A 26,642-nucleotide genomic window follows, 5' to 3' on the forward strand; every position below is an offset into this window, starting at 1 on the left:
CCCGACGACGTCAAGCACTTTCGTGACGCCCGTCATGCGAATGTCGAATGTCAGGCGCTCGACGGAACGCCCGACGAGCCCAGCAACCCGGCCAGGTCCGCGCGCGCCGCGCCGATGAACCCCTGCCGCAGGCGGCGGAACGTGGCGGCGGACCGCCCGGACGGCCAGTCGGCCGAGAGGTGCTCGGCGGGCAGCCTGGGGTCGGCGCGCAGCAGCGCGAGCCAGTCGGCACCCAGGGCCGTCATGTCCCGCAGCGGGTGGGCCGAGCCCTCGACGTCGGCCCAGGTCTCCAGGAACCGGAGGTGGTGCGCGCGGATCTCGTCCAGCCGCCAGGCCGAGCGGACCGCCCGCGCCGCCGAGAAGCCCTCGATCTCGTACGCCCGGAACGCGGACAGCTCGACGTCGGCGAGCTCGCCGTCGAGCGGCCGGAGCGCCGAGGCGACGTCGACCTCGCCGGGCGCGATCCACAGCCCGTCCCGCAGCAGGCCGAAGCCCGCCCAGGTCAGGGCCGCCCGCACGCGGTGGCGCGCGTCCCGCTGGCTCTCCGGCACGGAGAACGTCACGAGGGTCCAGCCCGTGCCGACGGGCGCGAAGGGCTCGTCGGCGAGCACGCGGCCGCGCGCCTCGCGCAGCACGGCCTCGCTCGCCGGCGTCAGGCCGTACGCCACCTCCCGCCCGGAGCGGACCTTGGCGAGCAGATCGCGCCGGCTCATCCGGGAGAGCGTGGCGCGCGTCGCGGCGTCGCCGACGCCGAGCTCGCCGAGCAGCCCGATGAGCACGGCCGAGGGGACGCGCTCGACGTCGGCGTCGAGCACGAGCTCTCCGAGGAACGCGAGCAGCAGCTGCTCGGGGCGGCGAGAGGCCCGCCCTGCTGCGACGCGTTCCTCGCTGTCCTGAGGTGCCGGCATGCCTCGCAGTATTCCACCCGGAGTTCCACCGGAGTTCCACGCGGAATCCCGCCGGGAGCATTCCGGAGGGCCGCGAGCGCCCGAGTCGTGACCTGCATGTCGTTGACATGCATGACATGTTGGCTGCACGCTGTACACGCAAGTGTCATGTATTTGTGTTGCATCTCGGTAGTGCCCCGATTCGACAGTCCCACGATTCAACGACGAATGTGGAGGAACCCATGAGCCGACGACGTCGCGGCGTCCTGGCCGCCGGCGCTGCGCTGCTGGCGCTCGGCCTTGCCGCGTGCACGGCCGACGCGCAGGACCCACCCGCCGAGACCGGGGAGGACGGGAACCGGGCGGTGACGATCGGCGCGCTGAGCATCAGCGAGACGGCGCCGCTCTGGGCCGCCGTCGACGCCGGTGTGTTCGCCGAGCACGGGCTCGACGTGACGGTCCAGCCGATCCAGGGCGGCGCGCAAGCGATGCCCGCCCTGATCAACGGCGAGGTCGACCTGACCATCGGGCAGCCGTTCGGCGTCCTGCGGGCGACCGAGCAGGGGCTCCCCGTGGGGATCATCGCCGGGTATGCCGAGAGCTACGCCGAGGGCGACGACGTCAACTCCGTGGTCGCGGGGGCGGACACGGACATCACCCGGCCCGCCGACCTCGCGGGCGCCAAGGTGGCGGTCAACTCCCTCGGCGCGGCGGGCGACCTCACGATCCGCGCCGCCGTCGAGCAGGACGGCGGGGACCCCGACGCCATCGAGTTCGTCGAGGTCGCGTTCCCCGACGCGGCGGCCCAGCTCGAGGCCGGGAACATCGACGCCGCGTGGGTCCCGGAGCCCTTCGTCTCCATGATCGTCGGAGCTGGCGGCACCAGGGTCGTCGACCCCTACCAGGCCGTCATCCCCGGGCTGCCAACGCTCGTGGTCCAGGCGACCACCCAGACCGTCGAGCAGGACCCGGAGCTGGTCGCCGCGGTGCGCGAGGCCCTGGCCGACGCGTTCACCTGGGCGGAGGAGAACGACGACGCCGTCCGCCAGACGCTCGTCGACAACCTCGAGCTGCCCGAGGAGGCCGCGGCGAACCTGCCGCTGCCGCACTTCACGACCACCGTCGACCAGGAGGTCATCCAGGCGCTGGCCGACCTGGCCGTCGAGCACGAGTACTTCCAGGAGGCCCCTGACGTCGACGCGATCCTCGTCGAATGACGGCGCGCGTCCTCGGCCTGCTGGGGATCCTCGGGTTCCTGGTCACGTGGGAGGTCGCGGCGCTCTCGGGCGCGGTCAGCCGGACCTACCTGCCGACCGCCTCGACGACCCTGCTGCGCCTCGGCCGCGAGCTCACGACGCCGGACTTCTGGGTCACGCTCGGCGATACCGTCATCACCTGGTCGGCCGGGCTGGGGATCGCCGTCGTCGCCGCGATAGCGCTCGGGACCGTCGTCGGGCTCGTGCCGTTCCTCCAGAAGGCCACGCACAGCAGCGTGGAGTTCCTGCGGCCGATCCCCTCGGTGGCGATCATCCCGCTCGCCGTGCTCGTCGCCGGGCTGTCCCGGGAGGCCGCGCTCATGGTGGTCGTGTACGCGCCGTTCTGGCAGGTGTTCGTCCAGGTGCTGCACGGCGTCGCCGACGTCGACCCGGTGGCCCAGGACACCGCCCGCAGCTACGGGCTGGGCAGGCTCGACCGCTTGCGCCACCTCGTGCTGCCGACGGCGCTGCCCTACGTGATCACCGGGTTCCGGCTCGCGGCGTCGGTGGCCCTGGTGCTGACCATCACGGCCGAGCTGGTGATCGGCAACCCGGGCCTCGGGCGGCAGATCGAGCTCTACCGGTCCGCGCCCGACGCACCCGGCCTGTACGCGCTGGTGCTGGTCACGGGCGGGCTCGGCATCGTCGTCAATCTCGCGACCCGCATGGTCGAGCGGCGGCTGCTGCGCTGGCATCCGTCGGTGCGCAGGGAGGAGGCACTGTGAGACGGATCAGACTCCGGCCGGTCCTCGGCGCACTGCGCACCCTCGGCTATGCCGCCGGGCTGCCCGCGCTCGCCCTGCTGGCCTGGGCCCTGGCCACGGACCGGTCGGCCTCCCTCTACTTCCCGCCGCCGGCGACGATCGCCGACGCGTTCGTCGAGACCTGGTTCGGCCCGGCGTTCACCGAGGACGTGCTGCCGAGCCTGGGCCGGTTCGCGGCCGGCGTCCTGCTGTCGATGGTCATCGGGATCGTGGCCGGCACCGCGATCGGCACCACCCGGTGGCTGCGGGACCTGCTGGAGCCGATGCTCGAGTTCTTCCGCGCGGTCCCGCCCGTCGTGCTCGTCCCGGTGCTCATGCTGATGCTCGGCGTCGGCGACACGATGCGGATCGCCGTCATCGTCTCGGGCTGCGTGTGGCCGGTGCTCCTCAACACCGTCGAGGGGGTGCGCGGCGTCGACACGGTGCTCACCGAGACGTCCCGCTCCTACCGGGTGCGGGGCGGGCTGTCGCTGCGCTACGTGGTCCTGCCCGCCGCGAGCCCGCAGATCATGGCCGGAATCCGCCTGTGCCTCTCGATCGGGCTGATCCTCATGGTGATCTCGGAGATGTTCGCCTCGTCCTCGGGGCTCGGCTACCGGATCGTCTACTTCCAGCGCAGCTTCATGATCGCCCAGATGTGGAGCGGCATCGTGCTGCTCGGACTCGTGGGCGTAGCGGTGGCGGGGCTCTACGGGATCGCCGAACGGCGCGTCCTGCACTGGTACCACGGCATGAGAGAGGTGGCACGTGGCTGACATCAGCACGCACGAGAAGCCGGCGGAGGCCGCGGGCACCACCCTGCTCTCCGTCCGAGACCTGGGCAAGACGTACGGCGCCGGGCCTGGCGAGGTGGAGGCGATCCGCTCCATCAGCTTCGATGTCCGGGCCGGCGAGCTCGTCTGCGTGGTGGGGCCCTCGGGCTGCGGCAAGACGACGCTGCTCAAATGTCTCTCGGGGCTGCTCCACCCGACGTCCGGGTCCGTGGCCCTCGCCGGGCAGGCCGTGGTCGCACCGCCCAAGAAGATGGCAGTCGTCTTCCAGGAGTACGGGCGCAGCCTCTACCCGTGGCTCAGCGTGCGGGACAACGTGGGTCTGCCGCTCAAGGCCCGCCGGCTGCCGCGCGGCGAGCGGGACGACGCCGTCCGGGCCGCGCTCGAAGAGGTCGGGCTGGGGCACGCGCTGTCGACGTACCCGTGGCAGCTCTCCGGCGGCATGCAGCAGCGGGTCGCGATCGCCCGGGCCATCGCCTACCAGCCCGAGGTGCTCGTCATGGACGAGCCGTTCGCGGCGGTGGACGCGCAGACCCGCGCCGACCTGGAGGACCTGGTCCGGCGCGTGTGGCAGGACCTCGGGGTCACCGTCATCTTCGTCACGCACGACATCGACGAGTCGGTGTACCTGGGCGAGCGCGTGCTGGTGCTGTCGAGCTCGCCGACCGTGGTCCAGGAGGACCTGGCGGTCGACCTGCCCTCCGAGCGCGACCAGATCTCCACGCGTGCCCTTCCGCGGTTCACCGAGCTGCGCACGCACGTGCACGAGCAGATCCAGCGCGCCAAGCGCGGCGACCGGACGGCGCTCCCGGCAACGTAGACCGTCTTGGTTGTGGGCGTGACCGTTGCGCCTGCAGCGGGCACACAGACGCAACGATCACGCCCACAACCAAGTCAGACGTCGTCGGGGGCGTGGTGGCCGTGTGTGTCGAGGATGCGGGTGAGGAGACGCCGCAGGGTGGCGTGCTCCTCCTCGCTGAGCCCCGCGGTGAGCGAGGCGTCCACCTGGGCGGCGTGCGGGACGAGCCGGCGCAGCTCCGCGCTGCCCGCCTCCGTCAGCTGGACGAGGTTGCGGCGGCGGTCCGTCGCGGCCCGCGCCCGCTCGACGAGGCCCCTGGCCTCGAGCCGGGTGACAAGGCCCGCGACGGTCGAGCGGTCGAGGTCCAGCGCGTCGCACAGCTCGCGCTGGCTGGCGCCGCCGGTCCGGCGCAGCACGTTGAGCACCCCGAACTGGACGTTGCTCAGGCCCTGCCCCACCTCCTCGGCCCACACCGCCAGATGCACCTGCTGGGCGCGGCGGATGAGGAAGCCCACGTGCTCGGGCAGGTACAGGGACTGGCGCGCGCCGACGTCGTCCGCCTCGCTCGCCCGGGCGGCGGCCACGCCGCTTCGCTGAGTCATGGCCCGATCATCACAGCCAGCGCGGCGGCGCGGGGACGGGGCCGCCGTTCGAGGCGACGACGCCCGCACCCCCGCGGCCCGTCGCCCAGCGGGTCAGGTCCGCGGCGGTTCCGCGCAGGGCCACGGCTTCGGGCGACGCAGTCCCGTCCGCAACCGTCCCGAACTCGGCGACCGGCACCGCCCGCTCCCGGTCGACGGGTTCCAGCACGAGCTGCGGCACGCCGTCCGGCCCCAGGCGACGCCGCCACGCGCCGACCACGTCGGCCAGCAGGCGGTCGACCAGCTCGGCCGGGAAGTCGTCGAACGAGCCGCCGTTTTCGAGGTCGACGGCGTGCACCCACACCTCCCGGGTCCTCATCCAGACCGTCTCGGACGCCGGCACGACCCGGCCGAGCGCCGTGCGCACCGGGGCGTGCCAGGCCTCCTCGGACAGGTCCCGCCACTCCACGTCGAGATGTACCGCCGCATGCGCACAGAGGTTACGCAAGGCCCGGGCGGGGAGCGTCGCGGCGAACTCGATCTCCTGGTCGCGCTCGGTGGGTGAGGCGTACATCGGCGTCTCGACGCCTGTCGCCGCCCACTCGGTGAGCCGGGTGAGCGCCCGCGCGTTGAGCCCGACGTGCGCGACCACGTGCCGTCGCGTCCAGCCCTCGACGAGCGACGGCGCGTCGAGCCGGTCGTTGCGCAGCTCGTTGAGCTTGCGGGAGAAGTACGCCTGCCCGCGGCGGGCGAGCAGGAGACCCGCGAGAAGGTGTGGGTCGGTGGTCTTGTCGGTGCGGGCGGGCATGGTTCAGCCCTCCTGCACGACGGCGTTCACAACGAACCTCATGCGAGGTCCTCGTTGCGCTGGCCCGGAATGTAGGTGCGCGCGAAGTGCAGCCGGTCGACGATCGGGCCGTCGTTGAACCGGAACAGGTCGAACTGGCTGTCGGCGTGCAGCGACCACGGCACCCAGCTCGGCACGGCGAACAGGTCGCCGGTGTGCAGCCGGTGCTCGGTCTCGCCGAGCACCACGGTGCCCTCGCCCTCGAAGACCTGCCACACCGAGGACCCGACCTCGTGCGTGACCGGCGTGGACGCGCCGGCACGCAGCCGGTGGAACTCGCAGCGCAGCGTCGGCATGACGTCGCCGCCGGTCGTCGGGTTCGTGTAGCGGATGGCGGCGTGGCCCTGGCCGACGGTCGCCGGGTGGCCGGCGTCCTCCAGGGCGAGCTGTTCGGTCAGCGCCCGGTCGGTGTGCTCCCAGCGGTAGGCGGCGAGCGGCGAGCTGGTGGTGTCCTCGAGCCCGCTGAGCGGGCGCAGGCCGGGGTGGGCCCACAGCCGCTCGGAACGGGAGACGTCCGGGGACGCCTCGTCGGTGACCCGCTCGGAGCCGAACTCGAAGAAGCCCACGTCGGCGTAGTACGAGAACGGCACGTCGAGACCGTCGATCCACGCCATCGGCTGGTCGGTGTCGTTGTGGTGGCCGTGGAAGTTCCAGCCAGGCGTGAGCAGCAGGTCTCCGCGGCGCATCGCGACGGGGTCGCCGTTCACCACCGTCCAGACGCCCTCGCCCTCGACGACGAACCGGAACGCGTTCTGGCTGTGCCGGTGCTCGGGCGCCGTCTCGAACCCGCCGAGGTACTGGATCGCGCACCACAGGGTCGGCGTCGCGTAGGCGGTGCCGGGCAGCCCGGGGTTCGCCAGGCCGATCGCCCGCCGCTCCCCTCCGCGCCCCACGGGCACGAGCTCGCCCGACCGCTCGGCGAGGCCGAACAGCGTGGACCACTCCCACACGTGCGGCACCGCCTTCGGCGACGGCGTGAAGGGCATGAGGTCGTCGCGCTGGGTCCACAGCGGGGACAGGTGGTGAGTGTCGAAGTCGGCGTAGAGCTGCTTGAGCTCCGCGGTGTCCGCCGTGCCGTCCATCTCCTGCATGGTCGCTCCTCCTGGTGGCCTCGTCGCCATTCGTTGGTATGCCAACGATAGGCTTTCGCGCCCGCCGAGTCCATGCCTACCGCCGTCCCGGCAGCCCTCCGACGATGCCCTTCCCAAGCACCTCGGCCGCTGATAACGTTATCCCGCATTCGGACTTTTCACCCTCCGACTGCTGATCCTCCAGGAGGCGGCTCACCGATGAGCCGCCTCGCCAGGACCGGCGGCTCACCGACGAGCCGCCAGAACGGAGCGAGCCATGTCCCGGAACGACCTCGAACGATCGCGCGCACTGTCCCGGCGTACCTTCCTCGGTGGTGCTGCCGCCGTCCCGCTGCTGGCCTGGGGCGCGACGACGCCGGCCGCCGCGTCCCTCACGGGTGGCACGGCCGCCGCAGCGGAGGCAGCACCGCTGGTCGCCGCCCACCCCAGCGCGCTGCACACGGCGTCCGAGCTGAGCACCGCCGCGGGACGGGTGTCCGCCCGCTCCCAGCCGTGGGTCGGCGGCTGGGACCGCCTGGTCGCCAACGGGCGCAGCCATTCGAGCTGGACCCCGCGGCCGCTCCAGGACGTGATCCGCGGCGGCGACGGTGACAACGTCGGCCAGATGTACGCCGACATCCACGCCGCCTACCAGAACGCGCTGCGCTGGCGCCTCACCGGCAGCGCCGCGCACGGCGACACCGCCGTGAACATCCTCAACGCCTGGTCGGGCACGCTCCGGTCCCTGAGCGGCAACGCCGACCGCTACCTCGCGTCCGGGATCTACGGGTACCAGTTCGCCAACGCCGGCGAGCTGGTACGCGACCACCCCCGCTTCGACCGCACCCGATTCCGCGACATGCTGCTCAACATCTTCCACCCGATGTGCGAGAGCTTCCTGACCAACCACAACAACTCGGTGATCACGAACTACTGGGCCAACTGGGACCTGTGCAATATGGCCGCGATCCTGGCCATGGGGATCTTCGCCGACCGCGACGACCTGGTGAGCCGGGCGGTCGGCTACTTCCGGACCGGCGCGGGCAACGGGTCGATCGACCACGCGATCCCGTACGTGTACGACGACCTGGGACTGGCCCAGTGGCAGGAGAGCGGCCGCGACCAGGCGCACACCGTCATGGGCATCGGCCTCATGGCGACCTTCTGCGAGATGGCCTGGCACCAGGGGATCGACCTCTACGGCCACGGATCCAACCGCTTCCTCAAGGCCGCCGAGTACGTCGCGAAGTACAACCTCGGGCTCGAGGTCCCGTTCACCGACTACACGTGGCAGTCCGGCCCCAACGGCACCGCCCCGCACGTCGGGTGGCAGACGCACACCGAGGTGAGCTCCAACCAGCGCGGGCACGTGCGACCGGTCTGGGACATGATCCTCGGGCACTACGAGGGGCGGCGAGGCCTGTCCGCCCCGTGGGTCCGGCAGATGGCCGAGAGCATCCGGCCCGAGGGCGGAGGCGGCGACTACGGCAACGGGGGCGGCTACGACCAGCTGGGCTTCACCACGCTGATGTTCGCACCGGCCGACCGGGCCGTCGCCCGGCTCCAGTCGTACAACTTCCCCGACCGCTACGTGCGGCACGCCAACTACGTGGGTCGCCTCGACGCCAACGTCACACCGGCGGAGGACAGCCAGTTCCGCATCCGGCGCGGGCTGGCCGACCCGGGATCCCTCTCCTTCGAGGCGGTCAACCACCCCGGGTACTTCCTGCGCCACTGGGACTACGCGATCCGGCTCGAGCGGTACGACAACACGGCGACGTTCCGCGGCGACGCCACGTTCGCGCAGCAGACCAGCTCGCTCAGCTCCGCGCACGCAACCTTCCGGTCGCACAACTTCCCGGACCGGTACCTCCGGCACCAGAACAACCTGCTCCGGATCGACCCGCTCAGCTCGGACCTGGCACGGCAGGACGCCGCCTTCCGGATCGTCTGACGGATCGTGTGACCGACCGTCCGGCAGACGCGCCAGGGCGACCGGTCCGCGTGGGTGAATTGTCCTGATAACGTTCTCCCGCACTCGAGTCCCCCAGCCTCGAACGAAACGGAAGAACATGTCCCCGAAGGACGCCCGCGGTCCGCGGGCGAACCACGCCCGCGGACCGCTCTCCTCGCCCATCGCCTCGCCGGGCACGATCACCCGCCGGGCCGTCATCGCCGGCGTGGCCGCCGCAGTCCCCTTCATCGCGTGGTCCGCCTGGGCAGCGCGACCGGATGGAGCCGGGAGCACATCGCTCGCGGGAGCCGACGGCGCTGCCGGCCCCGGCGCTCTCGGGAGGCCGAGCGGCTCGCCGAGCGCGTCGCCGTCCGGGTCGCCGTCCGCGTCTGCGTCAGCGTCGCCCTCTGCTTCCGCGTCGCCGTCGGCCTCTCCATCGGTTACGCCGTCTGCGACACCCAAGCCCGTGGACCCGACGCGGCCCGGCCTGCTCCACTCCGCGGCCGACCTCGACCGCGTCGCCGGCAAGGTCGCCGCCGGTGCCCAGCCGTGGACGGCGGGCTGGGAGCGCCTGGCCGCCAACGGCCGGTCCTCCGCGGACTGGTCGCCCCGTCCGCTGCGGGACGTGGTCCGCGGCGGTGCCGGCGACAACGTCGGCCAGATGTACCTCGACATCCACGCCGCCTACCAGAACGCCCTGCGCTGGCGCCTCACCGGCGAGAAGGCCCACGGCGAGGCCGCCGTGAACATCCTCAACGCCTGGTCCGGCACCCTGAGGTCGCTGAGCGGCAACGCCGACCGCTTCCTCGCGGCGGGGATCCACGGCTACCAGTGGGCGAACGTCGGCGAGCTCGTACGCGACCACCCGGGGTTCGACCTGCCGCGCTTCCGGAAGATGCTGCTCGGGATCTTTTACCCGATGAACGAGGACTTCCTCACCAACCACAACGGCGCGGTGATCACGAACTACTGGGCCAACTGGGACCTGTGCAACATGTGCTCGGTCCTGGCCATCGGCGCCTTCACCGACCGCAAGGACCTGGTGAACCGGGCCATCGGCTACTTCAGGAACGGCGAGGGCAACGGGTCGATCAGGAACGCCGTCCCCGTCGTGTACGGCCGCGAAGGGCTGGCCCAGTGGCAGGAGGCCGGCCGCGACCAGGGGCACACCGTCATGGGCATCGGCCTCATGGCCACCTTCTGCGAGATGGCCTGGCACCAGGGCGTCGACTGCTACGGCTACGACAACAACCGCTTCCTCAAGGCCGCGGAGTACGTCGCCAAGTACAACCTGGGCCACGACGTCCCGTTCACCGAGTACACGTGGCAGTCCGGCCCTATAGCCACCACCGCCGCGCACGTCGGCTGGGACACCCAGACGGTGGTCAGCGACTACGGGCGCGGCCACGTCCGGCCCGTGTGGGACCTGGTCCTGAGCCACTACTCCGGGCGTAGGGGCCTCTCCGCGCCCTGGACCCGGCAGATGGCGCAGAGCATCCGGGCCGACGGCGGCGGCGGGGACTACGGCACCGGGGGCGGCGGCTTCGACCAGCTCGGTTTCACCACGCTGCTGCACGCGCGCTGACCCATGGCAGAGCGCAACGGCAGGCAGACCCACTGGGGATTCCAGGGCATCACACTCGGGATCGCGTCCGGGATGCTCATCGGCCTTCTGATCGACAACATGCTCCTGGGGTTCGTGCTGGGCGTAGCCATCGGCGTGGTGTTCGCGGCGGCCAGCCGGTCATAGCCGGCGCGCGGGTACCGGCAGCCTGCTGGAGTTCAGCTCGTCGAGCGTCGCCTCCAGTCGCTCGACCGCCACGGCGGGCAGCCGCACCAGCTCGTCCCGCAGGACGCGCTGGTCGGTCCAGTCCTTGAGCGAACGCAGGCTGCTGGTCCCGTCGGCGCTCAGTGCGTCGACGGTGGCCAGCACGGCCTCGTACGCCTCCGGGTCGTCGGCGATCTCGCCGAGCGTCGAGCCCAGCGTGACGGGCCGGGGCTCGGCCGACGTCGTCCGAGGGTCGGCCACCGTCCACTCGTGCTCGCCGGAGCCCACCTCGATCTGGTGGCCGCCGCCGGGCAGGACGACCACCGCCGTCGTGTTCGGGGGCACCACCGCCCGCACGACGATCTGCCCGTCCCGCGCCTCCCAGCCGGCCTCGGCCGGCCCGTACCCGGTCTCGTACCGCGTCGACGCCCGGTCCAGCCCCACGACCGGGACGGGCGCGATCCGCAGCGATCGGTAGCCGGGTGCCTCCGGGGCGAGGCCGGCGACGGTGCGGTGCAGCCAGTCGGCGACGGCGCCGAAGGCGTAGTGGTTGAACGACGTCATCTCGCCGGGGTTGATGTCGCCGTCGGGCAGCATGCTGTCCCACCGCTCCCAGATGGTCGTCGCGCCCATCGTGACGGCGTACAGCCAGGACGGCACGCCGGTCTGGAGCAGCAGGCGCGCGGCGACATCGGCGTGGCCGGTGGTGGTGAGAGCGTCCTGGATGATCGGCGTGCCCACGAACCCCGTGCCGATGCGATAGCCCGCGCGGCGCACCAGCCAGGCGAGCCGGTCCCCCATGACGGCCCGCGTCGCGTCGTCGACCAGCCCGAAGACGATCGCCAGCGCGTACGCGGTCTGCGCGTCGGACACGATGCGGCCCGACGGCGTCGTGTACTCGCGCACCCAGGCCTGCCGCGCCCGCTCGGCGAGGTCGCCGTACTTGATGGCGCCCGCCTCGTCCCCGAGCTCGACCGCCGCGGCGGTGACGAGCTGCAGCGACCGCACCAGGTACGCGCTCGCTACGATGTCGGGGTCCGCCTTCGCGCCGGCGGGGTCGTCCGGCGGCGCGTCCGGGTCGAGCCAGTCCCCGAACTGGAACATGCCCTCCCACAGCAGCCGGTCGCCGGCCACGTCCAGCAGTACGTCGGCCCAGGCCCGCATGCTCGGGTACTGCTCGGCGAGCGCCCGCCGGTCGGCGAACCGCTCCAGCAGTGTCGCCGGGACGACGGTGGCGGCGTCGCCCCAGGCCGCGGCCGGCTTGTCCCCGAAGGGCAGCACCATCGGCACCACGATCGGGCAGACGCCGTCGCGCTCGGCCTGCTCCGCGGCGACGTCGCGCAGCCAGGAGGCCAGGAACGCGTCGCTGTCGAAGAGGTAGCTCGCCGTCGGGCCGAAGACCTGGATGTCGCCGGTCCAGCCGAGGCGCTCGTCGCGCTGCGGGCAGTCGGTGGGCAGCGAGACGAAGTTGCCGCGCATGCCCCAGACCACGTTCTCGTGCAGCCGGTTGACGCGGTCGTCCGAGCACTCGAACCAGCCGGTGCGCCGCATGTCGCTGCTGATCACGACGGCGGTGATCGCCTCCCTGGCCGCCTCCGGGTCCAGCTCGCCCGGCCAGCCGTCGACCTCGGCGTACCGGAAGCCGTGGAACGTGAACTCGGGTTCGAGCACGTCGTCACCGCCGGAGAGCACCAGGTGGTCGGTGGCCTCGGCGGCCCGCAGCGGGCGGACGCCGAGCTCCCCGTGCTCCAGCACCTCGGCGTGCCGGAGGGTGACTGTCCGGCCGCGCTCCCCCGTGACCCGCACCCGGAGCCGGCCGACCAGGTTCTGCCCGAAGTCGAGCACGGTCCGTCCGGAGGGCGTGGTGATCACTTCGCGGACCGGGATCTCGTCGACCCGGCGTACCGGCTCCGCGAGGGCGGGCTCGGGCACGGCGCCGGTCGGGTGCACCTGGGCTGCCGGCCACGACGAGTCGTCGAAACCGGGCAGGCTCCAGCCCGGCACGGCGCGCCGGGCGTCGATCCGCTCGCCCGCGTAGATGCCGCTCGACACGACGACGCCGGTCGCCGACCCCCGCCAGTCCGGCCCCGTCGTCAGCACCCGGGTCGTCCCGTCGGCCAGCTCGACGTGCAGCTGCACCGCCACGGCGGGCTGCTCCCCGTAGAACGGTCGGGCCGCGCCGTGGAACCCGTACCGCTCGGTCCACCAGCCGCCGGCCAGGCGGATGCCGACGGCGTTGACGCCGGAGCGCATCAGCGCGGTCACGTCGGTCGCCTCGTGCACGAGGCGGTGCTGGTAGGCGGTCCAGCCCGGCTTGAGCACCGCGTCGTCGACGTCCTGCCCGTTGACCTCCACCTGGTAGACGCCGTGGGCGGACGCGTAGAGGGTCGCCCGCGTGATGTCGCCGTCGAGGTCGAGCTCGGTGCGGAGCAGGCCCGGGGTGCCGGGGTCGGTCGGGTCGGCGAGGCCGACGAACGGCGCCACCCACTCGCCGTCGGCCAGGAAGGTGCTGTGCACCGTGACCGGATCGCTCCACGACGACGTTGCGCCGTCGACGCCCGTGACGCGCACCTCGAGAGTGTGCCGGGCGTGCGGTAGCAGCGGGTCGAACGGCCAGGCCACGAACCGGGACTCGTCGGTGTCGAGGCGGACCACGTGCTCGCCGTCGAGCCGCACCTCGGCGCCGGCCTGCCACCAGCCGGGCACGGCGCTCTCGACCGTCCAGCTCAGGCGCGGCGTCGGTGTGTCGGCGAAGCTGCCGTCGGTGCGGCGCTCGACGCGCACCTCGCGGACCGAGGTGGCGCCGGCCGCGTTCGTCGGGTCAGCGGTCGGGGATTCGTTGTTCACAGGTGAGCCCTTCTAGCCCTTGACGGCGCCGGACGTCATGCCGGCCACGATCTGGCGGTTGAAGAAGATGTACATGACCAGGGGCGGGACTGTGATCAGCAGGATGTCCATGAACAGCAGGTTGAACTGGCTGACCATCTGGCTCTGGAAGTTGTAGAGCGTGAGCTGGACCGTCGCGTTCTCGTCCCCGGGCAGGAAGTACAGCGGGTTGGTGAAGTCGTTGAACACGGCGACGGCCTGCACCACCACGACGGTGATGATCACCGGCCGCAGCAGCGGCAGGATGACGGCGAAGAAGAGCCGCAGGGGTCCGGCGCCGTCGATGATCGCCGCCTCGTCGAGCTCGCGCGGGATGGTCGCGACGAACGCGCGGAACAGCAGGATGCAGAACGACAGGCCGAACGTCGCCTCGATGAGGATCAGCCCGGGCATCGTCTTGAACAGCCCCGTCTGCTGCAGCACCCAGATCGTCGGGACCACGGCGGGCGGGACGATGAGCCCGGCCAGCACGAAAAAGTTGATGACCGGGTTGAGGCGGGAGCGCCGCCGCTGGACCAGGTACCCGACCATCGCCGCGAGGATCACCATGACCACGACGCTCACCACGGTGAGGATCGTGCTGTTCACGAAGGCGCGCACCACTATGCCGTCGCGTGTGGTGAGCACCTCGGTCAGGTTCTCGACGAAGGTCCACTCCTGCGGCCAGGAGAACTGGAGCCGGGAGGCGTCCGACGCGTCCTTGGCCGCCGTCAGGAAGATGAACGCGAACGGCACGATGAACACCACCACCGACACGAGGATGGCCGTGATGCCCACGGCCCAGGATCCGGTGCGTCTCATCGCTCGACCTCCTTCCGGTTCAGCAGCATCGAGATCGGCACCATGACCGCCGTCACGACGAGGAAGAGGATCACGTTGCCCGCCGTGGACAGCCCGTAGAAGCCGGCCTGGTACTGCTTGTAGATGACGGACCCGATGACGTCGCTGGTGAACCCGGGGCCGCCGCCCGTGGTCGCCCAGATCAGGTCGAACGACCGCAGGCCGCCGATCAGCGACAGGATGATGACGGTCGCCGTGGCCGGCTGGACCAGGGGCAGCGTGATGGAGCGGAACTGCTGCCAGCGGCCCGCGCCGTCGACCCGCGCGGCCTCGTAGTACTCCTGCGGGATGGCGACGATCCCCGCGATGTAGATCAGCGTCGCGATGCCGAGCCCCTTCCAGATGTCGACGGCGGCGATCGTCAGCAGCGCCTGGTTCGGGTCGGTGAACCACCCGGGGCCGTCGATCCCGAACGCGGCGAGCATCGTGTTGACCACGCCGTCGAACGGGTCGAGCAGGGCTTTGAAGGTGATTCCGACGCCGATGGTGGAGACCAGCACCGGGAAGAACACCACGGAGCGCAGGTAGCCCCGCCCGACCAGCTGCGAGGTGAGCAGCACGGCGAGCGCCAGCCCGAGCACCACCTTGGCGCCCGACGTCACGAAGCCGTAGATCAGCGTGTTCACGAACCCGCGCGAGAGCTGCGGCTCCGAGAAGAACTGGACGTAGTTCTCCAGGCCGATGAACTCCGTGTCGAACAGCGTCCAGCGGGTCAGGCTGAAGTAGAACGACGCGAACGTCGGCACCGCGAAGAACACGACGTACAGCACCGCGGCCGGCAGGAGGAACCACGTCGGGTAGATGCTGCGCTGGGTGGCCGAGGTGGAGCCCGTCGCACGACGGCGCCTGCCGGGCCGCACCTCGGTCGCGAGGTTGGCTGTCATCCCTCGCTTACCAGCCCTCGAGACCGAGCTGCTTGGCCTGGCTCTCGACGTCCTTGTCGTAGAACGCCGCGGCGTCCTCGGCGCTGCGGATCCCGGAGCCCACCTCGACGGTGACCTTTTCCAGGTTCGGGCCCTTGACCGGGGACAGGAACTCCAGCGCGTTGGCCGTGCGGCCCTCGTCGAAGTAGGCCTGGATGTCGTCGAGCAGCGGCGGGGCGGAGTCCAGCACCTCGCACGTGCCCGCGTACGGCCCGGCGGGCGGGAGCATCTCGTTCTGCACGTCGCAGCCGGCCTCGCTGTTGGCGAACGCGACGAACTCCTTCGCCGCCTCGAGCTCGGGGCCCTCGGTGGACTGCGGGATGTACAGCGCGTTCGGCTGCCAGATCGTCGCCTGGGTGTGCTCTGCGTCCTCGGCGGGGAGGGCGAAGAACCCGAGGTCGTCCACGGCGTCCGGCGTGTTCTGCAGGACCGTCTGGATCACGCTCGACAGCATCGGGTAGTGCACGCCCTCGCCCTCGGCGACCATCCGGGCGCCGTCCGGGAACGTCGCGGACGGGAAGTCCTCGTTGAAGAAGCCGGCCTCGGCGACCTCCTGGTGGTGCTGGAACCCCAGGAGCGCGGGCTCCTCGGCGTAGGACCGCTGGTGCGCCGTGTACTGGTCGGCCCACTCGGGATCGACCGCGAGCACGTTCGCGAAGTCGCCCAGCACGAAGAGCTGGCTCGTCCACGTCTCACCGTAGGTCTGGATGACCGGCGCGACGCCGTCCCCCTCGGCGGCGATCTTCTCGTTGTTCGCCATGAACTCGTCCCAGGTCTCCGGGACCGTCAGCCCGAGCTCCTCGTAGAGCGGCTTGTTGTAGACGACGCCGCCCGCGAAGGAGGCGCCCAGCGGCGCCCCGTAGAGGCCGTTGTCGGTGCTCACGACGGGGGTGAACTCCTCGGTGAGCGAGCCGACCCACTCCTGGTCGCTCAGGTCGACCAGCGACGAGTCCGGGTTGAGCGCCTGCAGCAAAGAGCCGGAGTTGTAGAAGAAGACGTCGGCCATCTCCCCCGTGGACAGCCGGGTCTTGACCAGGTTGTCGCCCTCGGTCCCGCCCGGCCGGATCTCGACGCTGACCGAGACGTCGGGGTTCTCTGCCTCGAAGGCCTCCACCAGGGCCTCGGCGGTCTCGGGGTTCGGCGCGTCCTGGGTCGTGAGAAAGGTGATCTCGGTGGGGCCGGCGTCGTCACCTCCGGACGACGAGCAGCCGGCGAGAACGAGCAGCGGGACCGCTACGGCGGCGACCGCCGCACGGTGACGCAGTGCACGGGACATCTCTCTACCTCCTTGTAGAGCGAAAGGATCGTAGAGCGATCTACACTCCCTCGACTGAATCCTTTCAGCGCCCTCCACGCTAGCGAGGGGCGCTATAGAGTGTCAACCGGTCTACAGAATCGGGAACAGAGCCGTGACCTCCGCACAGCCCACGCCGGACAACGGGTCTCCGGTACCGAAACCTCGCCCGTCGACGATAGAGGACGTCGCCCGCGAGGCGGGCGTCTCGCGTGCGGCGGTCTCCAAGGTGATCCGCAACGCCTACGGCGTCAGCGAGCGCATGCGGACACAGGTCGAGGCGGCGATCGAACGCCTCGAGTACCGGCCCAGGGTCGCCGCACGCGCCATGCGCGGCGCGAGCTTCACGCTCGGCTTCGAGATCCCCCAGGTGGGCAACGACTTCCTGACGATGATCGTCGACGGCGCGACCGAGGCGCTCGCCGCCACCCCGTACCAGATGATCATCGCCCCCCTCGGCCGGGAGCAGAAGAGCGACGTGGCCATCAACAGCCTCGCGGACCGTCAGGTCGACGGCATCGTGGCCATCGCCCCGCGCGTGGACCCCGCCTGGCTCGAACGGATCGCCGAGCGCACTCCCCTGGTGATGATCGGCAGGCACGACAGGTCGGACCGCTACGACACGATCACCGGCGACGACCGGTCAGGGGCCGAGCAGGTCATGTCGCACCTCATCGAGCTCGGCCACCGCCGGATCGTCCACCTCACCATCCACCCGTCGCGGCCGGAGCCGCCCTGGGCGGGCCAGGCCGGCGACGAGCCGCACGTCATCCGCACGGCCGTCTACCGCGAGCGCATGCTCGCGCTCGGCCTCGAACCGTCGGTGATCCACACGCTGTTCGACGGCTCGGAGGCGCACGAGGTGACCCGCGCGCTGCTCGACTCCCCCGAGCCGCCGACGGCGATCTTCGCCGGCAACGACACCCTGGCGATCGGCATCCTGAGCGCCATCGCGGAGGCCGGGCTCGACGAGCGAGACGTGTCGGTGGTGGGCTACGACGACGTGCCGATCGCCCGCCACCCGCTCGTCTCGCTCACCAGCGTCGACCAGGACGGCGTGACCATGGGCCGGGAGGCGGCGCGCCTCCTGCTCGAACGGCTGGCCGGCCGGACGACGGCGGTGCAGCTCGAGAACGCCCCGCGGCTCCACGAACGCCGGTCGAGCGCCCGGCCCCGGCGGCCCTGAGCCGGCGGGCCTACGCCGAGATCAGGGGGATCGCGACGGCGGCGCCCAGCAGGCCGAGGACCTGCCCGGGCGCCAGGCGCTCGCGCAGGAAGACGATCGCCAGGACCACCGGTATGGCCGGGTACAGCGATGCCAGGACCACGGTCGTCGTCATGAGCCCACCGTCCACCGCGGTCCAGTACAGGATCGTCGCGACCGTTCCCACCGCGCCGGCCACGAAGGCCGCGGACGCCGGACGCCAGGGCAGCCCCCGGGGCGCGCCGAGACCGACCACCAGCACGACCAGGACGACGATCGAGACGACCCGGCTCACCGCGACGGGCCACAGGCCGGCGCCGGCCGGGATCCGCTCGATGGCCACAAAATGTGTCGCCAGGCCGACGCCCGCGATCAGCGCGTCGGGAACGCCCGCGATCGTCCGGCGAGGGTGATCCCCGCTGTCCCGGCGATCGCGCACGTCGCCGCCGTCCGCGCGTCCCCGGGAGACGAGCCAGATCGCGAGGAGTGCGACCACGATCCCGGCGTACGCCCACGGGGACGGGCGCTCGCGGAGCAGGAGCACACCGACGACCACCGGCAGCGCGACGCCCGCCACGTCGCTGACGGGTGCGACGACGCTCATCGGCCCGCGGCTCATCGCCCGGTAGAGGAAGCCGACGCCGACTCCCGTCCCGATCCCGGACGCGACTCCCCAGAGGAGGGTGACTGCGGTCGGGTGCCCAGCCGGTAGCGCCGCGACCAGCACGAGGCTCAGGACCGTGCCCCCGACCTGGGCCGCGGCCGCCACCGTGACGCCGTTCCAGGTGCGCGATACGACGCCGCTCACGAAATGGGTCAACCCGAAACAGAGCGCGGACAGGAGCGCGAGGGACTCCGTCATGGGATCACCCCGCCGGGTAGCCGCTGGCGCGCTACCGGCGTCTGGCGCTCGAGCGCGCTACTCCCGCGGTCCATACGCTCGTGCCTCGAGGTCGGCCGCGCCGACCGGGCAGTGGGTGGTCCTGCCGTCCCCGCACGAGTCCCGGTCGCAGAGCCGGCAGAGCTGGAACTCGTCCGGGTTCTCGCGATACGCCGCGACCAGCAGCTTCTCCAGGAGCGACGTCAGCGCGGCGCGCTCGCCGTCGTCCAGCGTGGACAGCAGCCCGGCCACGCGGTCCTCCCGGCTGGTCAGCACGGACTCGGCTGCCCTGAGGCCCTGCTCGGTCGGGTGCACGGCCACCCACTTGCCGACCGACTTGCGGCGCTCGACCAGCCCGCGCGACTCCAGGGCGTCCACCATGCGCGTCGCGGCCGACTGGGTAAGGCCCACCCGGCGGCCGAGCTCGGTGGCGGACAGCCCGGGCGCCCGGGACAGCACGACCAGCGCGGCCGTGCCGCTCGGCCCGGTGGCGGCAGCGGCGGTCGTCGCCCCCAGCAGCAGATCGGTCACCGCGAGGGACGCCGCCCCCAGCAGGTTCGCCGTCCTATCATGCATGACTCATGCATAACACGTGACCTGGGTCACGGCAACCGCGCGCGGCAACTCACCCGAATCGGGTGTGGTCCCTCGGGAGACGAGGTCCGTAAGTTGTCGCGGCCGGGGGCCGCAGCATCGAGGAGAAACGACCATGACGTCACCGGATTCGTTGCCGTTCCCCGCCACGCCGTCAGCCAGCCTGGCCGGCCGGACGATGCAGGAGTCCCAGTACACCCAGCGGACGCGGCCGCGCCGTCTCGCCGACGACGCGCCGAACATCGTGATCATCCTGATCGACGACGTCGGGCCGGGCCTCGCCGAGACCTTCGGCGGGGAGGTCCGCACCCCGACCCTGAGCCGGATCCGCGACGGCGGCGTCGCCTACAACAGGTTCCACACCACCGCGATGTGCTCGCCCACCAGGGCGTCGTTGCTGACCGGCCGCAACCATCACCGGATCGGCAACGGGCAGATCGCCGAGCTCGCCAACGACTGGGACGGCTACTCCGGGGAGATCCCGCGCAGCAGCGCTCTCGTCGCCGAGGTGCTCCGCAACTACGGCTACGCCACCTCCGCGTTCGGCAAGTGGCACAACACGCCGGCCCTGGAGACCACCGCGGCCGGTCCGTTCGACAACTGGCCGACGGGACTCGGCTTCGAATACTTCTACGGCTTCCTGGCCGGCGAGGCGTCGCAGTACGAGCCGCACCTGGTCCGCAACACCACGGTCGTCCGGCCCCCGAAGACCCCGGGCGAGGGCTATCACCTCTCCGAGGACCTCGCCGACGACGCGATCGGCTGGCTGCACCGGCACCAGGCCCTGCAGCCCGACAAGCCGTTCTTCATGTACTGGGCCAGCGGATGCATGCACGGCCCGCACCACGTGGCCAAGGAATGGGCCGACAAGTACGCCGGCACGTTCGACGACGGCTGGGACGCCTACCGGGAACGAGTGTTCGCGCGGGCGAAGGAGCGCGGGTGGATCCCCCAGGACGCCGTGCTGACGCCGCGCGACCCGACCCTGCCCGCGTGGGACGACATCCCGGAGGCCGAGCGGCCCTTCCAGCGCCGCCTCATGGAGGTCGCGGCGGGCTTCGCCGAGCACTGCGACGTCCAGGTCGGGCGCATCGTCGACGAGATCGAGCTGATGGGCCAGGGCGACAACACCCTGGTCTTCTACATCTGGGGCGACAACGGCTCCTCGGGTGAGGGCCAGTCGGGCACGGTCAGCGAGCTGCTGGCGCAGAACGGCATCCCGACGACCGTGGACATGCACATCGAGGCCCTGGACGAGCTCGGCGGTCTCGACGTCCTGGGCTCCCCCAAGGTCGAGAACCAGTACCACGCGGGGTGGGCCTGGGCCGGGAGCACGCCGTACAAGGGGATGAAGCTGCTCGCCTCGCACTTCGGCGGCACCCGCAACCCGATGGCGGTCCGGTGGCCGGCGAGGGTCACACCGGACGCGACGCCGCGCAGCCAGTTCCACCACTGCAACGACATAGCGCCCACCATCTACGAGGTCGTCGGCATCACCCCGCCACGCCTGGTCGGCGGCGTGCAGCAGGACCCGATCGACGGGGTCAGCCTCGCCTACACGCTGAACGACGCTGCCGCACCGGGCCGGCTGCGCACGCAGTACTTCGAGATCATGGGCAGTCGGGCGATCTACCACGACGGCTGGATCGCGTCCGCGTTCGGCCCCCGCGCGCCCTGGGTGCCGGGGCTCCCGCCGGGTATCCACGACTGGACGCCGGACCAGGACACCTGGGAGCTCTACGACCTCGATACGGACTGGTCGCAGGCGAACGACCTCGCGGACCGGATGCCGCAGAAGCTGGCGGAGATGAGAGAGCTGTTCACCATCGAGGCGGCCCGCAACAGCGTCCACCCGGTCGGCGGCGGACTCTGGGTGCCCGTGCTCCATCCGGAGCTGCGCATCTCGACGCCGTACCGGGAGTGGAGCTTCACCGGCGACATCACCCGGATGCCGGAGTTCTGCGCGCCCGCGCTCGGCAATCGCGCCAACACGGTGACGATCGACCTGGACGTTCCGGAGCAGGCCAACGGTGTGCTCTACGCACTCGGCGGCGCCGGCGGCGGCCTCACGTGCTTCGTCGAGGACGGAGTCCTCTGCTACGAGTACAACCTGTTCGTCGTCATGCGCACCAAGATCCGGTCGGATCGTCGCCTGCCCGCCGGGCACACGACGATCCAGATCGAGACGAAGTACGTCGAGGCGCGTCCGGCCGGCCCGCTCGCCATCACGTTCTCGGTCGACAGCGCGCCGTTCGGGGCGGGGACCGTGCCGGTGAGCGCGCCCCTCCTGTTCACGGCCAACGACTGCCTCGACATCGGCACGTGCCTCGGCGGGCCCGTGTCGCTGGACTACTTCGACAAGGCGCCGTTCGCCTTCAACGGCCGGATCGACCGGGTGGGCGTCCGGTATCTCGACTAGCTCCGCTTTCCCGTCAGTCCGAGACGTCCGGTCCGGTTGATCCCCCGTACGTGGCAATCTTGTACTCCGTGGCGGCCAGGGAGAGCGTCAGCTCCCGGATCCGGCGGCGGATGGTGTCGCGGTGCTCCAGCAGGATGTCGAGGCGCTCGGGCTCCGTGTGCTTCCCGGCGTCGACGAGCGCGACGTAGTGCTGCAGGTCGCGCATCGGCATGCCGGACAGCCGCATCCGCGTGAGGAACACCAGGCGGCGCACCGCGGCGGCGTCGTACACCCGGTGGCCGGTGGAGTCGCGGCTCACCTCGACCAGGCCCGCTCGCTCGTAGTAGCGCAGCGTGTGGGGCGAGACGTCGAGGTGCGCGGCTGCCTCGGCGATCGTCATCGGCCCGGGCGTCGCGCCCTGGTCGGCGAGGGCATGGATCACCTCGACCGACGGCGCGTCGTGCTCGCCCAGCGCCGCGAGCGCCCGCGACATCAGCTCGTCCGTGGCCATGTGCCCCACCCTAGATCGCACCCCTGACATCCGGCCCTGGACCGCCGGACCTCAAAATGCCCGCACGGCCGGGGGCACGCCCGGGAAGTCCGCCGACTCGCTCGCCCGGGCCCACTTCTCGACGTCATCGAGCGCGGACGTGTAGGTGCGCCGGAGGTTGCGGACCGCCTCGGCGCCGAGCGGGAGCCGTAGCGGGGCGTCGAAAGCGTCGAGCACGTCGCGGATCACCGAGGCGCCGCGCATCGGGTCGCCCTCCTGGATGCCGTCGGCGTCGGCCATGTTGGCGCGCACCGCGCCGGTCACGGCGTCGTAGGACGGGTCCTTCGCCGCCGTGCCGAGCACGCCTGGCGCGTTGAACTCGGTGCGGAACCGGCTGGGCTCCACGATCAGCACCCGGATCCCGAACGGCGCGACCTCGCCGGCGAGCGCCTCGGACCAGCCCTCCAGCGCGAACTTGCCGGCCGAGTAGCTGCCGACCGCGGGGAACGACATGCGCCCGCCCTGGCTGCTCATCTGCACGATCGCGCCCGACCCGCGCTCGCGCAGGTGCGGCAGGATCGCACGCACATAGGCGGCCGGACCGAGGAGGTGCTGGTCGACCATGTCGCGCAGCCGGGCGTCCGTGATCTCCTCGGCGGCTCCGACCTGTCCGGCGCCGGCGTTGTTGACGAGGACGTCGACGCGCCCGAACGCGTCCAGGGCCCGCTGCACGACGGCGGCTGCCCCGGCCGTGTCCCGCACGTCGTGCTCCACCGCCAGCAGCCGGTCCCCGTATCGGGCCCGGAGCGCGTCGAACCGGGCGGTCCTGCGCGCCGTCCCGACGACCCGTTCACCGGCCCGGAGCGCGGTCTCGGCCAGGGCGAGGCCGAGGCCCGAGCTCGCACCGGTGATGAGCCATGTCGTGGTGCTGGTTCTCGTCATGACGGGGACGCTAGGCCTTCGAGCGCGCTCAAAGGCAAGCCTGGTTGCCAACGGGAGATCGGCAGAACGTCAGGTGGTCGGTACCCCGGGGTACAGACCACCTGACGAAATGCCGACCGCCCGGCCAGGCCCGGCTGGGCTCGGCAGCCGTCAGCCGGCCGGGGCGAGGGCCAGCGCGTCGGCGACCCGCTGGCGGTGGAGCCGGGTCTGCTTGGGCATGTTCCAGCCGAGGACGCCGCGGGCGACCCCGTCGGTGCGGCAGAGAGCGACGAACCGGCGCGCCGCCGGGTCGCCCTCGACGACCTCGATCTCGGCGCCGGCGGGGACCAGGCCGTGGACCATGACCTTCACGTCGTACTGGTCCGTCCAGAAGTACGGGACGGGGACGTACGGCTGGTCGGCGCCCAGGATGTTCGCCGCGACCGCCACCGCCTGCTCGGTCGCGTTGGTCCGGTTCTCCAGCCGCAGCAGGGCGCCCAGGCCCTGGTGCCGCCACCGGGCCACGTCACCGACGGCGTAGATCCCGTCGGCGGCCCGGCACATGGCGTCGCAGACGACGCCGTTCTCGCACGTCAGGCCGCTGCCGACGAGCCACCCGGTGGCGGGGACGCCGCCGATCGCGACCACGACGACGTCGGCCGGGAGCTGCTCGCCGGACTCGAGGAGGACGCCGACCACGCGCCCGGCCTCGGCGGCCAGCTCGCGGACGCCGGTGCCGAGCCGCAACGTGACGCCCTGCTCGGTGTGCAGCTCGCCGAGTCGGGCACCGGCCCACGCCCCGAACTGGCTCTCCATCGGGACCGACTGCGGACCGGCCAGCGTCACGTCCAGGCCGAGGCCGCGGCCGGTCGCCGCCACCTCGGCGCCCAGCACGCCGTCGCCCACGACGACGAGCCGCCGAGCGGTCGCAAGCTCCGTCCGCAGGGCGACGGCGTCGTCCAGGGTGCGGATCACGTGCACGCCGGACAGGTCCGGCTGTCCCGGAAAGACCCGGGCCTGGACGCCGGTGGCGATCACTATCTCGTCGGCGCCGAGCACGCGGCCCGACTCCGTCCAGACGGTCCGGTTCGCGGCGTCCAGGGCGACCGCCGGATCACCGAGGACGAGGTCGGCGTCCAGGGCCCGCAGCGCCGGCTCGGGCCGGAGCCGCGCCCGCGCGGGCTCCCACGCCCCGGACAGCACCTGCTTGGAGAGCGGCGGCCGGTCGTACGGGAGGTGCGGCTCATCGCCGAGCAGCGTGATCCGCCCCTCGAACCCCTTGCGGCGCAGCGCCTCCGCGGTGGTCAGCCCGCCGGCCGAGGCGCCGACGACCAGGACGCTCTCCGGCGGACCACACGTCGGCGGCGCGATCTCGGGCAGCGTCATGACTCGATCAGACCGATCGCGGCCGCCGGGCAGACGCTCACGGCCTCGCGGACCGCGTCGTGCTGGTCCGGGCCGGGCGCCTCGTCGAGCAGCACCACTATGCCGTCCTCGTCCCGCTGGTCGAACACGTCCGGGGCGACCAGCACGCACGTCCCCGCACCACAGCACTTGTCTTCCTCAACGATGACCTTCATCTCGTTCTCTCTCTCGTAAGTCGTGTTCAGTCGACATGCGTTGCTCGACGTCGGCCGTGGTCGGCGCCAGGAAGAGGCCGACCAGTGCGTCCACCAGGCTCGCCGTCGCCTCCACCCAGCCGGCCTGGCGGACGGGCTCGCCGTCCGCCGCCTCACGCTCCCGCTCGGCGAAGGCGTGGACCAGCAGGAGCCGCGCCATCTCGCCCCGCTCGTGGCGGACGGCGGTGGGCAGGCCGGACAGGCAGCCGCGCATGCCGTCCAGCACCTGGTGCAGGGACGGCGCGTCCAGCGACTGCTCCTCGATCAGGGCGCGCAGCACGGGGTCGGTCATGAGCTGGGCGCTGAACCGGGCGAACCAGGTCGGGACGGGCAGGCTCGCGAAGTGCTCCGCCGACGGCAGGACCAGGCAGTTCAGCCAGTCCCGCAGCTCGGTCGATCCCGCGTGCTCGGCGACCAGCTGGGCCCGCCGCTCCTCGATCGGCTCGCTGTGGCTCGCCAGGACCGCGCGGACCAGGTCGGTCTTGGTGCCGAAGTGGTAGCCGACCGCGGCGTTGTTGCCCTGCCCGGCCGCCTCGCTGATCTGGCGCGCCGACACGGCGGCGACGCCATGCTCCGCGAAGAGCCGTTCGGCGGTGGCGAGGATCGCCTTCCGCGTGCCCGCCACCTGTTCGACGCGCACGCCCGTCCCGGTCGCCGCGCCCGTCCCGGTCGGCACGGTCACCAGCGCACCGGCAGCTCGCTCAGGACGCCGACGGCGAGGCCGTCGACCCGGACCAGCTCGGCGGCGTCGACCGCGAGCTCCAGCGTCGGCAGGCGGCGCAGCAGCGTCTCCAGCGCGACCTGGAGCTCCGTCCGGGCCAGCGCCTGGCCGAGGCAGGAGTGCGCACCGGCGCCGAACGCGAGGTGCGGGTTCGGGCTGCGGCTCAGGTCGAGGGTCTCGGCGTCCGCGAAGGCCGACTCGTCGCGGTTGGCGGCGGCCATGCTGCACACGACGGTCGTGCCGCCGGCCACGGCCACGCCGGACAGCTCGATCGGCATGTCGATGTAGCGGACCATGCCGAACCCGGCGTTGGCGTCGTAGCGCAGGGCCTCCTCGACCGTGGACCGGACGAGCTTGGGGTCGGCGAGCACCTGCTCCCAGCGGGAACGGTCCGACAGCAGCATCGCGACCATCTTGGTGATCATGTTGGCGGTCGTCTCGTGCCCGGCCACCAGCAGCCCCTGGCCCGTGGCGACCAGCACCGCCGTCGACAGGGGCTGCCCGTCGGCGTCGGTCGCGTCGATCAGCTCGCTGAGCAGGTCGTCGCCCCGGTTGGCCCGCTTCAGCTCGACATGGTGCGCCATGTAGGTGCCGAACTCGGTCATGGCGGCGACCATCTCGTCCTGCGTGTAGCGGGTCATGCTGAGCATGCAGTCCGACCAGTACGAGAACTTGTCCCGGTCGCTGTCCGGCACCCCGAGCATGTCGCAGATCACCCAGACCGGCAGCGGGAACCCGAACGCGGCCTTGAGGTCGACCGGGCCGCCCCTATTGATCATCGAGTCGACGAGCTGGTCGGCCATCGCCGCGATCCCCGGCCGCAGCGCGGCCATCCGCTTCGCGGTGAACCACTTGCCGACGAGGCGCCGCCAGGTCAGGTGGCCCTCGCCCTCCTGCGGCAGCACGGTGGCCATCTCGCTGTTGAAGAGTCCGCCGTCGTCGGTGTCCGCGACCCGCGCGGCGTCCTCCTTGCCGGTCCCCCGGCCGAACCGAGGGTCGGACAGGACCGCCTTCACGTCGTCGTAGCGGGTGACCAGCGTCGCCGGGTCGCCGCTCGCGAACCGCACGTGGGCCACCGGGCACTTCGATCGCAGCTCGGCCCACTCGGCCGGCGGCTCCAGGGCGGCGTCGGTGGGGATCGGGTAGGACAGGATCTCGGACTCGGTCATGAACGGG

The 26,642-nt window shown here is 71.8% G+C and carries 25 protein-coding genes; 9 read left to right on the forward strand and 16 right to left on the reverse strand.

What is annotated here, in order from left to right:
• Positions 1–50: 50 nt before the first annotated feature.
• Positions 51–908, reverse strand: a complete 858-nt coding sequence (locus EW117_RS22815) for a PaaX family transcriptional regulator (RefSeq protein WP_129788993.1) — start codon at positions 906–908, stop codon at positions 51–53.
• Positions 909–1,129: 221 nt separating this feature from the next.
• Between EW117_RS22815 and EW117_RS22820 the strand changes: the two genes are divergently transcribed.
• From EW117_RS22820 to EW117_RS22835, 4 genes are read left to right on the forward strand one after another with little or no spacing between them, the layout of a single operon-like run.
• On the forward strand, positions 1,130–2,104 hold the full coding sequence (locus tag EW117_RS22820) for an ABC transporter substrate-binding protein (protein ID WP_129788994.1): 975 nt from the start codon (positions 1,130–1,132) through the stop codon (positions 2,102–2,104).
• Positions 2,101–2,868 carry an ABC transporter permease gene (locus EW117_RS22825; RefSeq protein WP_129788995.1) on the forward strand — a complete coding sequence of 256 codons (768 nt, stop codon included), beginning with the start codon at positions 2,101–2,103 and terminating at the stop codon, positions 2,866–2,868. The genes EW117_RS22820 and EW117_RS22825 overlap by 4 nt, the downstream gene beginning before the upstream one ends.
• Positions 2,865–3,662, forward strand: a complete 798-nt coding sequence (locus EW117_RS22830) for an ABC transporter permease (RefSeq protein WP_129788996.1) — start codon at positions 2,865–2,867, stop codon at positions 3,660–3,662. Before EW117_RS22825 ends, EW117_RS22830 begins: the two co-directional genes overlap by 4 nt.
• A 1-nt stretch (position 3,663) precedes the next feature.
• On the forward strand, positions 3,664–4,497 hold the full coding sequence (locus EW117_RS22835; RefSeq protein ID WP_422891514.1) for an ABC transporter ATP-binding protein: 834 nt from the start codon (positions 3,664–3,666) through the stop codon (positions 4,495–4,497).
• Between the two features lie 74 nt (positions 4,498–4,571).
• Here the strand turns inward: EW117_RS22835 and EW117_RS22840 are convergent, their stop codons facing one another.
• From EW117_RS22840 to EW117_RS22850, 3 genes are read right to left on the reverse strand one after another with little or no spacing between them, the layout of a single operon-like run.
• Complete coding sequence (locus EW117_RS22840) at positions 4,572–5,078, reverse strand: MarR family winged helix-turn-helix transcriptional regulator (RefSeq protein ID WP_129788997.1); 507 nt, start codon at positions 5,076–5,078, stop codon at positions 4,572–4,574.
• 10 nt (positions 5,079–5,088) lie between these two features.
• Entirely contained in the window at positions 5,089–5,865 is a 777-nt protein-coding gene (locus EW117_RS22845) for a maleylpyruvate isomerase family mycothiol-dependent enzyme (RefSeq protein WP_129788998.1), read from the reverse strand.
• Positions 5,866–5,903: 38 nt separating this feature from the next.
• Positions 5,904–6,995, reverse strand: coding sequence for a cupin domain-containing protein (locus tag EW117_RS22850; protein ID WP_129788999.1), 1,092 nt, complete (start codon positions 6,993–6,995; stop codon positions 5,904–5,906).
• A gap of 256 nt (positions 6,996–7,251) precedes the next feature.
• On the opposite strand from EW117_RS22850, the gene EW117_RS22855 reads away from it, so the two are divergent.
• From EW117_RS22855 to EW117_RS29530, 3 genes are all read left to right on the forward strand, one after another.
• A complete protein-coding gene (locus EW117_RS22855) occupies positions 7,252–8,928 on the forward strand; it encodes an AbfB domain-containing protein (protein WP_165362829.1) in 1,677 nt (558 codons plus the stop codon).
• Positions 8,929–9,394: 466 nt separating this feature from the next.
• A complete protein-coding gene (locus EW117_RS22860) occupies positions 9,395–10,513 on the forward strand; it encodes an alginate lyase family protein (RefSeq protein WP_207211999.1) in 1,119 nt (372 codons plus the stop codon).
• A gap of 3 nt (positions 10,514–10,516) precedes the next feature.
• Entirely contained in the window at positions 10,517–10,678 is a 162-nt protein-coding gene (locus EW117_RS29530; protein WP_165362830.1) for a hypothetical protein, read from the forward strand.
• Here EW117_RS29530 and EW117_RS22865 read toward each other — a convergent pair.
• From EW117_RS22865 to EW117_RS22880, 4 genes are read right to left on the reverse strand one after another with little or no spacing between them, the layout of a single operon-like run.
• A complete protein-coding gene (locus tag EW117_RS22865) occupies positions 10,673–13,543 on the reverse strand; it encodes an alpha-L-rhamnosidase (protein ID WP_129789001.1) in 2,871 nt (956 codons plus the stop codon). The two genes, EW117_RS29530 and EW117_RS22865, sit on opposite strands and share 6 nt — an antisense overlap.
• A 12-nt stretch (positions 13,544–13,555) precedes the next feature.
• Positions 13,556–14,383: a carbohydrate ABC transporter permease gene (locus EW117_RS22870; protein ID WP_129789002.1), complete on the reverse strand. Its 828-nt coding sequence runs from the start codon at positions 14,381–14,383 to the stop codon at positions 13,556–13,558.
• Positions 14,380–15,306: a carbohydrate ABC transporter permease gene (locus tag EW117_RS22875; RefSeq protein WP_129789003.1), complete on the reverse strand. Its 927-nt coding sequence runs from the start codon at positions 15,304–15,306 to the stop codon at positions 14,380–14,382. Before EW117_RS22875 ends, EW117_RS22870 begins: the two co-directional genes overlap by 4 nt.
• A gap of 7 nt (positions 15,307–15,313) precedes the next feature.
• Positions 15,314–16,621 (reverse strand): extracellular solute-binding protein, encoded by a 1,308-nt coding sequence (locus EW117_RS22880; RefSeq protein ID WP_129789004.1) that lies wholly within the window; start codon positions 16,619–16,621, stop codon positions 15,314–15,316.
• A 133-nt stretch (positions 16,622–16,754) separates the two neighbouring features.
• Between EW117_RS22880 and EW117_RS22885 the strand changes: the two genes are divergently transcribed.
• Positions 16,755–17,825: a LacI family DNA-binding transcriptional regulator gene (locus EW117_RS22885; RefSeq protein ID WP_129789005.1), complete on the forward strand. Its 1,071-nt coding sequence runs from the start codon at positions 16,755–16,757 to the stop codon at positions 17,823–17,825.
• A gap of 10 nt (positions 17,826–17,835) precedes the next feature.
• Here EW117_RS22885 and EW117_RS22890 read toward each other — a convergent pair whose 3' ends face one another.
• Complete coding sequence (locus tag EW117_RS22890) at positions 17,836–18,705, reverse strand: DMT family transporter (protein ID WP_129789006.1); 870 nt, start codon at positions 18,703–18,705, stop codon at positions 17,836–17,838.
• 57 nt (positions 18,706–18,762) lie between these two features.
• Entirely contained in the window at positions 18,763–19,299 is a 537-nt protein-coding gene (locus EW117_RS22895; protein ID WP_129789007.1) for a MarR family winged helix-turn-helix transcriptional regulator, read from the reverse strand.
• 133 nt (positions 19,300–19,432) lie between these two features.
• On the opposite strand from EW117_RS22895, the gene EW117_RS22900 reads away from it, so the two are divergent.
• Positions 19,433–21,736 carry an arylsulfatase gene (locus tag EW117_RS22900; protein WP_129789008.1) on the forward strand — a complete coding sequence of 768 codons (2,304 nt, stop codon included), beginning with the start codon at positions 19,433–19,435 and terminating at the stop codon, positions 21,734–21,736.
• 13 nt (positions 21,737–21,749) lie between these two features.
• On the opposite strand, the gene EW117_RS22905 is transcribed toward EW117_RS22900, so the two are convergent.
• From EW117_RS22905 to EW117_RS22930, 6 genes are all read right to left on the reverse strand, one after another.
• Positions 21,750–22,226 carry a MerR family transcriptional regulator gene (locus EW117_RS22905; protein WP_129789009.1) on the reverse strand — a complete coding sequence of 159 codons (477 nt, stop codon included), beginning with the start codon at positions 22,224–22,226 and terminating at the stop codon, positions 21,750–21,752.
• 51 nt (positions 22,227–22,277) lie between these two features.
• On the reverse strand, positions 22,278–23,147 hold the full coding sequence (locus EW117_RS22910; protein ID WP_129789010.1) for an SDR family NAD(P)-dependent oxidoreductase: 870 nt from the start codon (positions 23,145–23,147) through the stop codon (positions 22,278–22,280).
• 150 nt (positions 23,148–23,297) lie between these two features.
• Complete coding sequence (locus tag EW117_RS22915; protein ID WP_129789011.1) at positions 23,298–24,512, reverse strand: NAD(P)/FAD-dependent oxidoreductase; 1,215 nt, start codon at positions 24,510–24,512, stop codon at positions 23,298–23,300.
• Positions 24,509–24,706, reverse strand: coding sequence for a ferredoxin (locus EW117_RS22920; protein WP_129789012.1), 198 nt, complete (start codon positions 24,704–24,706; stop codon positions 24,509–24,511). The genes EW117_RS22915 and EW117_RS22920 overlap by 4 nt, the downstream gene beginning before the upstream one ends.
• Positions 24,690–25,427 carry a TetR/AcrR family transcriptional regulator gene (locus EW117_RS22925; protein WP_207212000.1) on the reverse strand — a complete coding sequence of 246 codons (738 nt, stop codon included), beginning with the start codon at positions 25,425–25,427 and terminating at the stop codon, positions 24,690–24,692. Before EW117_RS22925 ends, EW117_RS22920 begins: the two co-directional genes overlap by 17 nt.
• Positions 25,424–26,635 carry a cytochrome P450 gene (locus EW117_RS22930; RefSeq protein ID WP_129789013.1) on the reverse strand — a complete coding sequence of 404 codons (1,212 nt, stop codon included), beginning with the start codon at positions 26,633–26,635 and terminating at the stop codon, positions 25,424–25,426. The genes EW117_RS22925 and EW117_RS22930 overlap by 4 nt, the downstream gene beginning before the upstream one ends.
• Positions 26,636–26,642: the final 7 nt, after the last annotated feature.

The organism is Promicromonospora panici, assembly GCF_900608595.1.
GTDB classification, from domain to species: domain Bacteria; phylum Actinomycetota; class Actinomycetes; order Actinomycetales; family Cellulomonadaceae; genus Promicromonospora; species Promicromonospora panici.